Raw genomic sequence first — 14,723 nt, 5'->3', positions numbered from 1 at the left:
ATTATCTTACAATCATCACGTAACCTTTAAATACTTTATCAGAGCCATCACACATCTTCACACGCAACATGTAGAAGTATGTGCCTTCGCTTAAGCCGTCTCCGGTCCAGCCATTGTTGTAAGTTTTGGCCTTAAAGACTTCGTTACCCCAACGGTTGATGATGGTCAGGTCGTTATCCGGATAGTTCTCCAGATTCTTAACCCTCCAGGTATCGTTGTTGCCATCGTTGTTAGGAGAGAAGACGTTTGGCAGCTCAAGTACACTGTTCGCCAGATCCTTGTAAGCTATAATGCTTACTGGCTGGCTGGCGCAGTTACCGTTATCCGCTACTACTGAGACAGTTCCTGTGCTGGTAGCACCTGCCGCCGCTGTAACCGTGATCTTATTCGTGCCTGCACCAGAGGCAATACTCCAGCCAGTTGGCAGCGTCCAGTTGTAGGTAGTACCAGCGGTTGGCGTTACTTCGTAAACCAACCCGACACATGGCGAGCTGCTATCTACGATGGCAGTTGGTACAACCAATACTTTAGCGTCCAGGGCTTTCGTGGTGCTCGCGCTGTTTCCGCAGCTGTTCTTCGCCACTACCGAAATAGTACCTGGATTACTGCCTGCTATTACCTGTATCTGTGTTGTATTAGCAGGTGTGCCCGGCACTAGTGCCCAGCCTTGCGGCAGTGTCCACACGTAAGAGGTTGCTCCTGCTGAAGCACCTGCTGTGTAAGTTATGGTTTGACCCGCACATACTTTTGCTGTTCCGGTGATCGCACCAGGCGCTGCCGGCACTCCATTCGTTGGCTGCACCTGCAACTCTACCACATCGTTGGTTCCACAATCATTTGATGCAACTACACTCACAGGACCAGCCGTGGCTGATGGCGTTACTGTAACTGTGTTGTTGCCTTGCTGACCTGGGTCCATTGTCCAGCCGGAAGGGAAGTTCCATGTGAAGGTTACACCCGCTTCAGCTGCTACACTATAAGTTGCCGCTTCTCCGGCACATGGCGTTACAGGACCTGTAATGGTTACTGCCATCGGAGCCTTGTTAGGCTGAACAGCCAGTGATTTGCTCACTGTTGCACCACACTCATTGCTTGCGGTAACAGTTATGTTTCCGCCTTCTGAACCTGCGTTTACTACTATAGCTGTTGTTCCAGAACCAGATGTTACTAACCAGCCAGCTGGCACATTCCATTCGTATTTAGTTGCTCCCTCTACGCTTGGTATGCTGTAGTTCAGGTTGGTTGCGTTTTGGCAGAAGACAGGCTCTGAAGCAGTGATCGCAGCAGGAGCAACTAACGTACTTGGCTGAGGTGCTACAGCTAATGTGCTTTCGGTGCTGCTTCCGCAGGAATTGATAGCTTTCACCGTCGCGTCACCTGCTGATTTACCAACCTTTACTTGTATACTTCTGGCGTCTGTACCACCCATCTTCATCCAATCGCTCGGGAAGTTCCACGCGTAAGAGTCAGCACCAGCAACCTCCTCGATAGTGAAAGTCGCCACGGCACCCTCACACAATAAAGCAGGTGCTGCTGTTATTGCACCTGGTGTGCCTGGAGCTGTAGTTGAGATAGCCACTGTTTTGCTTATTGTTACCTCTCCGCACTCGTTTGTTGCGGTTAAGCTAACTGGGCCGGTTGTAGCACCTGCTCTCACAGAGATCTGTGTTGTTCCCTGTCCGGTAAGTTCTGTCCAGTCGGCTGGCACGTTCCAGGCATAAGAAACGGCGTTAGCGGAAGCATTTACACTGAAAGTAAGCACATCGCCCACACAAGCTCTTGTTGTACCAGTAATGTTTGTGATACCTGCTGGTGCCTCTGCTGTAGGAGTTACCGCTAAAGTTTGCGCTGTACTTGACCCACAGCTGTTATTGGCAGTTACACTAATTGTTCCCTTGTCACTTCCCGCAATCACTTTGAAAGTAGTTCCATTTTCTTCAACCACTCTCCAATCAGCTGGCTTAGACCATGTATAGCCGAGTGCATCAGCCACTTCACTGATTGTGTAAGTATATTCTCTGCCCACACACGGAGTGGCCATACCTGTGATCGCGGCTGGCATTGCCGGCACATCATTTGAAACAGAAACTGCAAGTTGTCTTTCAACACCATCGCCACAAACATTAACAGCCACCACTGAAATAGTACCGTTTGCTGTACCAGCTGTTACTGTCACATTGGTTGAACCCTGCCCTGTAGTTACTGTCCAGCCGTTTGTGCCAGCCCATCTGTAGGAAGTGGCATTGGCAACAGGATCAATGGAGTAAGTTATGTTCTGTTCGTTAATACAAGCCGAAACTTTGCCATTTATAGCAGCAGGTTGATCAGGAACCGAATTTTCTATTTTCACCGCTGTACTAGCTGCAGGGCCTGTACCGCACTCATTTGTAAGTGTTACAGATACAGTGCCTTGGGTTAAACCGGTAGAGCTTGCTGTTACAGTGATACTTGCCGTACCCTCTCCACTTTCGATAGACCACCCTGTTGGTAATTGCCAATTGTAAGCAGAAACGCCATCCACCGGTGTCACACTGTAAATAAGTCCGGTTTTACCTTCGCATACTTCAGCTGGCTTGGAAACAAACACAGGAGCTACTGGCACAGCGTTCTGAGAGATCACTTCCAGTGCAGAAGCATCCCCTTCACCGCAAACATTTACTGCTTTAACAGCTATAGTAACATTGTCTGTACCGGCTGTTACTTCAATAGAGTTTGTTCCTTCACCCGACTCTATTCTCCAATCACCAGGAACTATCCAGCTATAAGAAGTGGCGCCACTTACAGGAGCTATGCTATAAGTCAGCTTTTGTCCTGCACAAACTAACTGGTTTCCGGTTATAGCACCTGGTGCTGCAGGAACACTTGGAGTAACCTCAATCGCCAGAGCATTCGCAGTACCTTCACCACAGCTGTTAATTGCCTTTACCGCTATAGTACCACTGGCTGCTGTGCCTGCATCAACCGTTATACTAGTGCCACCATTTGCTGAAACCAGTTTCCAGTCAGCTGGTATTTCCCATACATAACTCTTGGCACCTGCAACCGGATTAATAGAGTAGGTAAGTCCTTGTTTTCCTGCACACACATTTTCCGGGCCTGTTATGGCTCCCGGCACCGGTGGTACATCAAGTGTAGGAGTTACAGATATTGTTCTGGGCTGACTTGTTTCGCAGGCATTTCTCACTGCTACAGAAATAACAATCGGATCACTACCCACTGTTACTGTTATACTATTCGTGTTCTGCCCAGACATAATTGCCCAATTACCAGGTACATCCCACAGGTACTCCAGTGCATTGGCAACAGCATCTATTTCATAGGTAACAGTTCTGCCTACACACGGATCTACTGCACCACGTATAACGCTTACAGTAGGTGCTTCCACACTTACGGCTACTGTTGTTGCTGTCACATCACTCATCCCGCAAGCATTTACTGCCACTACTGTAATAGTGCCTCCTGCAGTACCTGCAGTTACTGTTATTGAATTTCCGTCTGTTTCTGTTCCTTCTGCGAAGGCCCATCCTGCTCCTTCAGGAAGTGTCCAGATGTAAGAAGTGGCATTTGGCACAGCCGCTACCGAATAGGTCAGCCCCTGCGTTTGTGCGCATACAGCAGTTGGGCCTGTAATTGCTCCCGGTTGTTCCGGCCTGTCAGCTGTTGAGGCTACGTTAATAGTTTGTGCCGGGCTGTCGCCGCAGATGTTACTGGTTTGCACAGAGATCACAGCAGGAGACGAAGGAGTTGTAACAGTAGTCGGCGTAACTCTAATTTGAGTGTCAGTGATCTGCGTATAGCTCCAGCCAGCCGGCACAGTCCAGGTATACCTGGTAGCTCCGCTCACAGGCTCAATGCTGTAGTCATAAGTTCTGCCTACACATACTTCTTGCGAACCTGTAATAGTACCCGTGGATGGCATAAGCACGCAGTATGTTATCGAGGCAGAGTTATTCGCAATATTCTCATCGATATTGATACCCTCTACAAAGGCCTGAGCAATTCCAAGTCCGGCTCTGCTAAGCCTCACGCGCAGCGTAAGGGTGGCTGTTTCACCACTAGCCAGATTGCGGACATTCCACTCTTTCTGCTGCGCATTATAGTTGGCACCCTGCACACTGGATGAGCTACTGATAAAGTCCCCTGTGAAGGAGATATTTCTCATAATAGCACCTGTCTCATCTGCAGGACCATTGTTTGTTAGCCGGTAAAATATGTCTACTTCCTCACCATTCAAATAAGATGACGTGCCTGAAGCGCTTGGACTTATGCTGATAGCTACACTAAGATCGGAACGGGTATTTAAAACAGCCTGCCCAAGTACTACCTGGTTATTCAATGAAACTACACGTCCGTTCAGGCGTGCACCATCACCTAAAGTAATTTTACCTTTTGCCAGGAAGGTGCCTGCTACCTTTGCATTCTTCCCTATAGTAAGATCACCATCCACAACCCAGACAATATTCTCAGCAGATACTTTCTGAGCGTATTCCAGCACAGTTCTATCTGAAATAGATAAGTCGCCGGGCACCTGGAAGATAAAAACCGGAGCCGCCTGACCTGCATCATTTAAAGACACAATACCATTGAAAGCTGCGGTTCCGTTTACTTTGTATACTCCAGGATTGAAGTCTTTTTGCCATGACGTTACGGCAATAGACGGCTGCCTGAGGGCGTTGTCATAAGCCAATCGTGCATCATGTATCGCCTGCCGAGAAGCATTGTTATTTATATCTGCCCGACGTGAATAGGCTACCCGCGATAGCCCGCTTACAGAACCATTGGCAACTCCTAGCCTCAGGTTCTCTTCCTTACTTTTTTTATTAGTTACCTTTTTTTCTGCCAGAGCATGATATTCATGTGCAGCGCCAAGTGGAGGGGCTTTTTGTGCAAAAGCCAGCGTAGTGAAAGCGCAAAAGTATACTACCAGGAGTATAACTTTTCCAAATAAACTTCTCATCGGGTCTTGTAAAAGTTTGTTATATAGATTTAATTTTTAGATTAATACACGCGGATAAATCAGCAAAATAATTTGCATAAAGTCAGCCGCCTCAGTTCCACTTCACATAACACCTGCTCTACCCAGGTACAATTTAAGCTATTGATAACTACAATAAATCCGTGTAAAAGGCAATCCAGGAATGGTTTGTAAAAAAATGCTTCTGAAATTTACAATTTTTTAATACAATCCAAATTATATTGATATAATTAAATTTAAAAATATAGAAAAAGCTTTATATGGGAATTCAGGACCTCCTGCTCTTCAACCTAAAACCCAAAGACACAGAAAGCTCTAGCTCTATTGTTAAACTTTAAATTGAACTTTGTTTATAGCCCCTATGAGGGGCGCGCAAAGGTAGCACAAGAGTTATAACTTGCAAAAAGATGAAAAAAAATATTTGATGAGGATAGTTTTGGAGAGGGATAACAGAGCCACTTGAGCAGCACGCAGTCTGTTAACAAAACAACAATTTAAACTTCCTGAACACGGTTTGAATAGTATAGTAGAAAGAGGAGGAGGGAGAGCTACTAGAATAAAAATATGTAATCAAACATTGTTGATGAAGTTACAGGCTTACTGTCAGAGCCTAATTACTTTACCATATCCACTGCGGACAGATGATGCGACGGGTATTCAGTAGTTTGAACCCTACAACCACTTCATGTGTGCCGGCGCTCACTTTATTTAAATTAGATATGGTGGCATCATATGAATAGGAGACATCGAGCAGAGGGCTTATATAAACTCCCACCATAGCAACCAAAGCATCTTCGTGCCGATAGGAACCTCCTACCCAAAACTGCTTACTATAAAGTACACGCACGCTGGCATCAAAAGAAGCCGGGCTGGGGTTTGCCAGCTTCACCATTATGGAGGGCACCACATCTAACTCTGAGGTTGGTGAAAACCTATAACTGGCAGTTGCAAAGTAGTGTCGCTGCAGATCGAGGGTAGGGTTACTGCTTCCTTCCGGCTCAAAGCTACCCACATCTTCTAAAAGCTGCGCACCTGCTATTCCAACCGAAAAGTTCTTAGAGTAAAGCCAAAGACCCAGGTTCAGGTCAAGAACATTATTACTAATGTTCCCACCTCCAACTAAAGGGTCATTCGGGTTATTAAACTCTAACTCACCCGCATTTATACTGTTGCGGATAACACCCGCCGCAGCTCCCGCCGATACATTTATGGTTCGGGTAACGGGCATATGGTAAGCGTATGAAAAGGTAAGTCCGCTTCTGCGTAAGGGTCCTGTTTTATCTGTATGGAAAGATGCTCCTATGCCATGATGTGCCAGGCCCTTGTGGTACTTTGTTCCAGAAGCGCCTTTATTCAGGGGGGTATGCGCGGTAAGATAATAGGTTACAGGGGCTCCATCCAACCCTACCCATTGCCGCCTGTTGCTTATTCTGATATCTGCATAATCCTCGATACCGGTTATAGCCGGATTGAGCAGAAAATTATTGAGCATGTATTGGCTATACTGTGGCCGCTGCTGGCTATATGCCTGCAAAGCCATAGTGGTAAGAATCGATATTACTAATACTAATCTGCTCATCTCTTAACGAATAATGGTAACATGACCTGAGATAGGTTTCTCTGTCTTGTTAAGATAAATCATGTAGTAGTAGGTAGCCACCGGAAGGTTTTCCCCATTATAAGTACCATCCCAAGGAGTACCATACCCATTGGACGTAAATATCAGGTTGCCCCAACGATTGAACACCTCTACCCTCACATCCGGATAGTTTTCAATGTTTCCGATTTCCCAAACCTCGTTCACATTATCCCGGTTGGGAGTAAATGCATTTGGTATAGAAAGCGCAGGAATAACCTCTACTGTTACCTCATCTGTGTCAACACAGCCCTCTGCCGTAGTAACGGTTACAGTATAGGTTGTAGTAACATCAGGGCGCGCAATAGGGTTAGCAACATTAGGGTTGCTTAAGCCTTCTGCTGGCTCCCAAAGATATGTTGTTCCCCCCGTAGCTCTTAATTCTGCAGTCCTGCCCTGGATGATGGTAATATCATTTCCTGCATTAGCCTCAGGTGTTACTACTGTTACATTGGCTGCTGTACGTGTGGCACTTGTACATTCATTGTTGTTTACAGCCTGCACATAATAAGTAGTATTCTGGAAAAGCTCTGGGGTTACAAATGTAGGCCCCACAAATACAGGATCTCCTCCTGTGGCAGAAGTGAACCATTCATAGGTATTGCCGTTTCCGTTCACCACCTCAAGGGTTGCTGAGCCTCCCACACAAGCCCTCGCATCTTTTACAGTCAGTGTTGGCGAGGCAGGCAATGGCAAGATAGTAATCGCCACTGCTTCTGAAGCATTCTCACAACCCTGGGATATGGCAACCCGCCTGAACCAGGTGTTTCGGGTAAGCGCAGGTGGTGTATAGTTTGGTCCGGTATTAGGACCAGGTGCCGGAGTAAAGCCAGAATTTGGCCCACTTATACTGCTTTCCCAGCGGAAGGTGAATCCACCGTTGCCGCCCGAAGGTGGGGTACCTGTTAACTCGTTCGGCACAACGCCTGAGCAAACTTCCTGGTTACCTGTAATACTGTTGCCTGTAATTGCCGGCCTTATTCTGATAACAGCTGCCTCACTGGTATCCGGGTTACATCCTACAGAGCTTACCACCCGCTTAAAGTAGGTCGTTCCTGTTATCGAACCAGGTGTGTAGCTTTGTGTATTACTGTTACCTGCCACAGGTGTGAAGCTTCCGTCTACGCCTGTCGTGCTGCTTAGCCACACATACTCATACTGGCCTGGCTTACCACCGGTAGGCGCTGAACCAGTGAGTGATGATGTTGCCGTGCCAGCGCATACATCCTGATTCGGAGGAGTAATAGTATTGTTTGCCAGCCTTGGATACACTGTTACCTTAACGGGCTCAGATGGTGTCGTACACCCGCCAGACGTGACTTTCCTCCTAAACCACGTATCTCCTGGCTGCAGGTTCTGAATTGTATAGTTGGCAGCATTATTTTGCCCTGGAGCGGCGGCAAAACCAGTGGCAGGGCCTGTTCTGCTTATTTCCCACAAGAATGTGTAAGGAGGCCCCGCACCGCCGGAAGGAGCAGTGCCTGTTAATTGCTGCGGTGTATCGCCCTCACAAATTTCCTGTGCAGGACCAATGCTGTTCGCGGTAGCAGGAACCGGATCAACGGCTATGATCTGCACCACATTACTGGTATCCGGCGTACAACTCGCTGAACTTACCACACGCCTGAACCAGGTAGTGGAGGAAACGGCTCCAGGTGTATAGTTCTTGTTGGTATTTGTTCCGCTTGCTGCTGTAAAGCCTGCATCCGGGCCGGCTGTACTTTGTATCCAGGTATAGCTGTATGGAACACTTGTATCTCCTCCTGTTGGTGTACTTCCAGTCAGTTCAGCCACGGTACCACCTTTGCACACACTTATTGTCTCATCACCCTCAATAATATTGTTGGCTATCCTGTCTCTTACTGTGATTGGAACTGCCGTTAGAGGGCTTTGGCACACAATTCCATTCGCCGTATCTACAGCAGCAACATAAAAAGTAGCGCCGCTGGCAAGGGCCGGCGTGGTAAAAGCAGGACCATCTGCTATCGGCATTGCTCCCGGCGCATTATTATCGAACCACAGGAAAATCGGACCACCACCTGTAGTAGTAAGAGTTACGGCATCGCCTTCACAAACAGTACCAGGAGCTTGCACAGTAGGTGCTGTGGGTTGTTTCAGAATAACGTATTCTACAGGAGTTGCCTGACCTCCGGTAATCTGGTTAGAGTTACCGCACTCATTTGTCGCAACGACTGTTAACTGATAGCGGCCGGGTGTATCGAAGTTGAAAGTGAAGTTGAAGCTTTCGGAGTTGAATGTTTGGGAAAAGCTTTTTGGACCTGTTATACTTACAGCCACAGTAACATTCTCCCCTAAGTTTTTATCTACTAGTATACTACCGGCGCCAGAGCCTCCACCGCCACCTGCAGGGCCACTACTACTGAAATCAATTGAGGTAGGACCACAAAATGTACCTCCGGATGGCGGTTGCACTTGTGGCCAGCCCACTACAATTCCCTGCGATGTGGTATCGCTGCTACAGGCATTGCTTACAATTTGCTCAATAGTATACACACCTGATTGTTCAAACAGGAACACAGGAGCAGCAGAACTGTCGTTACCAGTTACAAACGACCACCCTTGCTCTGGCTGCACAGACCATTTATAACTAAGACCGAAGCCAGACGCAGTATCGGTTGGGGTTACAACCACAGGCACACATGGAGGTTGCTGATCCTGTTCCTCCCGCTGCTTATCTATCTCAAAACCAGCTTTGGGGTCTTTGCTTACAACATAAGTTTGGGTAAACGTTTCGGTACAGCGATTACCTGCTAAGGCTGTAATTACTATTTCATAATCGCCTTCAGCAGTATAAGGGTTAGGGTTTGAAATCGGAAAATCTGAAAGTCGGTATATAACAGGGGCAGTTCCATCACCCCAGTCTACAGTGTAGCTTCTTATATCTGTTAAGTATGGCTCCTGAGTGGTGTTGGTGATCTCTGCCGTCACCTCAATGTCCTCGTCCGCAACAGAATCTTCTATGCAGGTCAGAAAATTATTCTTTTCTGTAAAGGAAATCTCAGGCAGACGTTTCACCTGAACATCCCGCAAAACAGGCTCTGATTCACAGGTTGATGTTGTGCTGGTTGCAAAAACGGATACTGTATAGGTCGCCACACCAGTACCTCTGACGTCATAGGTATGGGATACTTCCGCTCCCCTGTCGGTATTTCCATCTCCAAAATCCCAGGTATAAATAAGGTCCGGCTGAGGGGCATTAACAGAAAAAGTAAGTGGTGTTCCGGAACACTCCACTGTGGAGGGATCTACTATAAAACCGGGAGGGTTAGGACGAGGATCTACGACAATTTCTGTCCCTGCAGAAGTATTAGTCGTGCAACTTCCTCCTGAAACACGAACACTATAGGTGCCGGCTATACTTACCTGAATTGTCTCACCGGTTGCCCCCGGAATATCTGCACCGTCTTTTATCCACTGGTAGGTTAACCCAGCGCCTGCATTAGCTCTTAGTGTTGTTGTTTCTCCCTGGCATAAAACAGTTCTTCCGTCTGCTGTAACAGTAGCAGGACAGCTCGGAGCTTGCGCCAGAACTTCCAAAGGCTCAACAAAAAACAGGCACAGAAACAGCAAGCTAAAGTATAGATGCTTCGGTAGAAGAAGACGCATTCAAACTTTTTTAATGGGTGAAATACGAGCTTTACAGCTTTGTATACATTACGAAAACAATATATAACAGGGTTTGGCAACACCATAGCCATTCCCTGAAAGGGTAAACAGAACTACTTAAAAGATGTTTTAGAGAGGTAAACCTGTAGAAAAGTGCTGAAGGCAGGCTCACAATCATCCTATACCTCTATTGGTAATTCCTGTAAAAGGTTACATAGCAACATCTTTTTTTAATAGCACTTATTTAGCTAACGATTTTGTAATCTGCAAATTGTATTCAAATATGCACCTTATTATATCCTAAATAACAGCTTCCCTGAGTCTCTTAAAGCTACAAGAAGTGCTGACTTTGGAACACTAAGGTAAAAATTATAAAGGACATGCTCACATAAAGTTATGTGTGCATCAAAACAACGCTGCCTGGTTCAGATCTGAACCAGGCAGCGTTGTTTGCAGGAGAGAAAAACTACTTCTATAAAAGCTTTGGTGTGAAGCTGCACCTTAATTTTGTAGAAGCCACTCCATCGCCTCTTCTTTAGTTGAAAAGTTACCAAACTCCATTGGAAAATTAACTTCTTGTCTGAGTTCTTCCGAAATTTTGGCCGATTTCTCTTCTCGCTTCATATCCTTCGTTCCCACACGAGCCAGCTTCTTTAACCGGGTGCTCATCAGGTCCAAAGCGAAACTCTTTGTAATAGTTTTATAAGCTTCGTCTTCAACTTCAACAACAGAGTTACTGGAATCCAGCAACAGATACTTGATATCAAAGTTGCGAATGCTTTCTATAATCAGGCCAAGGCAGAAACTCACTTCCGATGAGGCAAATTCTCTTATGTCTGGCAAACTAGTTACCAAAACATCCTTTGCAGGATCATAGTCAAGGGTAATTATTCCGTTATGAATTATCATGCAGCTGGAAAATGAATTGCAAATGTAAGTACTTTCCTGACATCTGGCTGTAAAATAACAGCGGCATGTCCAAAGAAGAAAACCTAGCCAACCAAAGAGTTATTAAACGGAACTCTGGCAGGTATGTTAAAGAGAGCGTAACGCTTTAAGTTTTTGTAGTAGCCTTTAGTTTGGAGGGAATGTGGTCACCTTAAAAACAATAATGGCTTGCAAGTTTTCACTTACAAGCCATTATCTTAATCTTTGGTAGCGGGGACAAGACTCGAACTTGTGACCTTTGGGTTATGAGCCCAACGAGCTACCAACTGCTCCACCCCGCACTGTTAGTATGATGCAAAAGTAGACTTTTGTTTCTTACCATGCAAGCTATACTTACTAAAAACTGTAAAAAAAGTTACCCTGGCTTAAAATTTACTGGTTATCCCAAAATGTATCTTCGAATACTTTAATGAAAGCGGCTGTTGATCCGATTTTCCTAATGAATACACAAGCTGAAATATACCTGCGCCTGTACTAAAACTAATACCTCCGCCAACTCCAAAAGGATACCCTTGGGCCAAGGAGCTTTCCAAGTCGCTTCGGTAATACCCTTGGTCATAAAACAGCAGTACATAAGAATCCTGAGCTGTAAATAGTCGGTACTCTAACGTACCTACAGCATAGGAAGAAGCATAGAAGAAATATTCGTCGAAGCCCCGCAGGGTATTAAGGCCACCTAAGCGAAACATGTCGTTCAGAAAAATCTGATCGTTAAGCAAAGCCTCCCCTTGTAACCGGGTAAGCAGTGCACTGCTCTTTCCTACCCGAAAATAATTCTCCAGCCGCAGCCTCAGGCTTAGTTGTGTGGTTTTGATATCCAATGTATCGTAGAAGCTCTTTTCCAGCTCAGGGTTTCGTAGCAGCTTTTTATTACCTGCCGCTAATTGCAGTTCCACCAAACGCCCCCTTTTGGGGAAGTAAAAATCATCCAGGTTGTTCCAGAGATAATTTAGTCCATAGGTATTCGTACGGGCATCTGCCAAATCCAACTGTTGCAGACTCTGGGTGTTAGCAGAGGAAAGGATGCGGGAGTTTCGCCATTCGGTGAAAACACTGAACTTGCCATACTTAAGAGTATAATAAGCTAGTTGCAGATGTGGCTGTATTGTTATAAACGATGAGTCTTGTTTGAGGAGGTTAAACTTAGCACCTAATTCGAAAGGTGTACCGAGCAGGTTAGGGTGGAGGTATTCACCATTTAGTATCACAGAGCCCTTATTTACCCGTCTCCACTGCAGTGCTAACTGCTTACCTGTTCCCTGTATGTTCCGGATACTGAGATTTGCCTCTCCTGTAATCAGCAGTTTTTCTTTCCGGGTTGGGTCCGGCAGAAACCCGACCACCCCATCTATCTGGTTTGCCTGCCTGTCTTCCAGGAAGTAGTATACCTTTGCTTTATCCTTTGCGAAGCGTACCTGGGGAGGACGTACTGTTCTAATATATGGCAACTGCGTAAGCAACCGCTGAGAAGAGTTTATCTGATCCTGATTATAAACTTGCTCCGGCAACAACTGCAGGTAGCGCATCAGGAACTTCGGCTGCGTTTTGGTGTTTCCTACTATCTCCAGCGAATCATAGGTTACGACAAAAGCTTTTTCCACCATCAGTGCTGCCTCTATACTATTCCCCTCTATTTTTATGGAATCCAACCAAACAGAGGCAAAAGGATAGCCATTTCGCTCGGCGTAGTTCAGGATACGCTGTTGTAACTTTACATACTCTGCTGGCTTAAAAGGCACCTCCCGGTAAAACTTCTCTCTAAAACCTGACTCCAGCAATATGCCTTCGCTCAAATTACCGTTTCGGAGCTGTGCCCACTCAAAAGGCTGGCCTGCATATAGTTTCACGTGGAGCGTATCACGGCGCAGGTACAAACTATCTACTGAGGCTAAAAGGTGACCATCCTGCTGTAGCCGGTATACTAACTGTAGCACCTCCTTTGCAGCAGCTGCAGAGTCAGGGTTGGTATTTTTATAGCTATACTGCTGCAAGTACTGAAGCCCCGCAGCTTCTTTTGCCTCCACCTGTAGCGTCACCCTCTTCTCTTTGGCTATACTGTTTTGCTGCGTACTTAGCCCCTGCTGCGCCTGTGCCTGCTCCAGGAGCGGCCACAGCAGAAACCAAAGGATAAAGGCAGCTATTTTGTACATTTGTGGGTGAGCAATGTGTTGTTTATGTATATCTGCTTTAATGCGATGCCTATAATGTAGATCAGTAATTGAACAATAAAGCAATTTAATTCATTAATCCATTACTTCATGCACTCTTAGCGTACTTTACCTTGGCCGGAATATACCTTCATATCCCTTTCTGCAAGCAAGCTTGCCATTACTGCGACTTTCATTTCAGCACTTCAATGGGCCTGAAAGAGCAGACAGTACAGGCTATTGCGCGAGAACTGGAACTGCGGCAGGCTTACCTGCAGGGGCAGCCTGTAGAAAGCATATACTTTGGAGGAGGTACTCCGTCTCTGCTGAACCAGACTGAGCTGCAGTTGCTGTTGGAAACAGTAAACCGGTTATTTATAGTTTCTGCTGACGTAGAAATTACACTGGAGGCAAATCCTGATGACCTTACACCTGCTAAGCTACAAATGCTGAAGGAAGCAGGTGTGAATAGACTAAGCATCGGACTACAATCTTTCCATGAGCCTCACCTCCAACTGATGAACCGGGCTCACAATGCTACTGAAAGCCTGCAGTGTGTTAAGGATGCGCAGGCAGCTGGTTTTGATAACATAACAGTAGACTTGATCTATGGTATACCAGCTCCAGATCACAGCGTCTGGCACAACGATCTGAAAAAGCTCTTCTCGCTGGGTGTTCAGCATGTCTCCTGCTATGCCCTTACTATCGAACCCGATACGGCATTAGGTCGCTGGAGCAAGAAAGGTAAGTTTACGCCTTCAGAGGATGAATTTACTGCACAGCAGTTTGAAATCCTTTTGGAGCAAATGCATCGGAATGAATTTGTGCAGTACGAAATTTCCAACTTTTGCCTCCCCGGATATGAGTCAAGGCACAACAGCAACTATTGGCGTGGTATACACTACCTCGGCGTAGGTCCAAGTGCCCATTCCTTCAATGGTCCTTCACGGCAGTTTAATGTGGCGCACAACAAGAAGTATGTTGATGCTATTCAGCAGGGAAAGCTTCCTTTCGAACTGGAGGAGTTAACGCTGGCTGAACAGGCAAATGATTATCTGCTTACAAGCCTACGAACCATTTGGGGGTGTGACTTAAACAGGATTCGTGAGGAGTATGATTATGATATAGCTCTCCTGCACATGGAGTACCTGAGAGGATTAGAAGAGAAGGAGCTAGCCACTGTAAAAGATAATGTACTGCACCTTACAGATAAAGGCAAGCTTTTAGCTGACCAGATTACACTTGACTTGTTTGTTGAATAAGCTACTGTAAAAATTCTGTTGCGCTTCTGTAGAAGAGGTAATTTTATACCTTAGCTTTACATAGTTCTGCCAGCGATTAGTTATGATACTTTCTAGAAAACCAGCTGCCTGAGCAGCAAAGGCTTAGT

Annotated in this window: 6 protein-coding genes and 1 tRNA gene; 1 reads left to right on the top strand and 6 read right to left on the bottom strand. The window is 46.1% G+C overall.

The genetic code is table 11. The features are described from left to right. Nucleotide 1 precedes the first annotated feature (1 nt). The 6 genes from ACFSRY_RS09490 to ACFSRY_RS09465 form a co-directional block, all read right to left on the bottom strand. Nucleotides 2-4,957, bottom strand: a complete 4,956-nt coding sequence (locus ACFSRY_RS09490) for a T9SS type B sorting domain-containing protein (protein WP_377505972.1) — start codon at nt 4,955-4,957, stop codon at nt 2-4. 637 nt (nt 4,958-5,594) lie between these two features. Beyond that, the gene (locus tag ACFSRY_RS09485) at nt 5,595-6,554 is read right to left on the bottom strand and encodes a PorP/SprF family type IX secretion system membrane protein (protein WP_377505969.1); all 960 of its coding nucleotides are present in this window, start codon (nt 6,552-6,554) and stop codon (nt 5,595-5,597) included. Nucleotides 6,555-6,557: 3 nt separating this feature from the next. Then, nucleotides 6,558-10,238 carry an Ig-like domain-containing protein gene (locus ACFSRY_RS09480; RefSeq protein WP_377505966.1) on the bottom strand — a complete coding sequence of 1,227 codons (3,681 nt, stop codon included), beginning with the start codon at nt 10,236-10,238 and terminating at the stop codon, nt 6,558-6,560. Nucleotides 10,239-10,739: 501 nt separating this feature from the next. Continuing rightward, nucleotides 10,740-11,147 (bottom strand): hypothetical protein, encoded by a 408-nt coding sequence (locus tag ACFSRY_RS09475; RefSeq protein ID WP_377505963.1) that lies wholly within the window; start codon nt 11,145-11,147, stop codon nt 10,740-10,742. Between the two features lie 244 nt (nt 11,148-11,391). After that, nucleotides 11,392-11,467: transfer RNA gene (locus tag ACFSRY_RS09470), tRNA-Met, on the bottom strand. Nucleotides 11,468-11,551: 84 nt separating this feature from the next. After that, nucleotides 11,552-13,336 carry a BamA/OMP85 family outer membrane protein gene (locus tag ACFSRY_RS09465; protein ID WP_377505960.1) on the bottom strand — a complete coding sequence of 595 codons (1,785 nt, stop codon included), beginning with the start codon at nt 13,334-13,336 and terminating at the stop codon, nt 11,552-11,554. A gap of 131 nt (nt 13,337-13,467) precedes the next feature. Between ACFSRY_RS09465 and hemW the strand changes: the two genes are divergently transcribed. Continuing rightward, a complete protein-coding gene (gene hemW / locus ACFSRY_RS09460; RefSeq protein WP_377505957.1) occupies nt 13,468-14,595 on the top strand; it encodes a radical SAM family heme chaperone HemW in 1,128 nt (375 codons plus the stop codon). Nucleotides 14,596-14,723 lie beyond the last annotated feature (128 nt).

It is taken from the genome of Pontibacter locisalis (genome assembly GCF_042684605.1).
Taxonomy (GTDB): domain Bacteria; phylum Bacteroidota; class Bacteroidia; order Cytophagales; family Hymenobacteraceae; genus Pontibacter; species Pontibacter locisalis.
Note: the sequence above shows the minus strand (reverse complement) of the source record. Positions and strands in the feature narration are given on the sequence as shown.

Coding starts and splice junctions, on each gene's coding strand:
- ACFSRY_RS09490 (WP_377505972.1), bottom strand. CDS start 4,957: ATGAGAAGTTTATTTGGAAAAGTTATACTCCTGGTAGTATACTTTTGC.
- ACFSRY_RS09485 (WP_377505969.1), bottom strand. CDS start 6,554: ATGAGCAGATTAGTATTAGTAATATCGATTCTTACCACTATGGCTTTG.
- ACFSRY_RS09480 (WP_377505966.1), bottom strand. CDS start 10,238: ATGCGTCTTCTTCTACCGAAGCATCTATACTTTAGCTTGCTGTTTCTG.
- ACFSRY_RS09475 (WP_377505963.1), bottom strand. CDS start 11,147: ATGATAATTCATAACGGAATAATTACCCTTGACTATGATCCTGCAAAG.
- ACFSRY_RS09465 (WP_377505960.1), bottom strand. CDS start 13,336: ATGTACAAAATAGCTGCCTTTATCCTTTGGTTTCTGCTGTGGCCGCTC.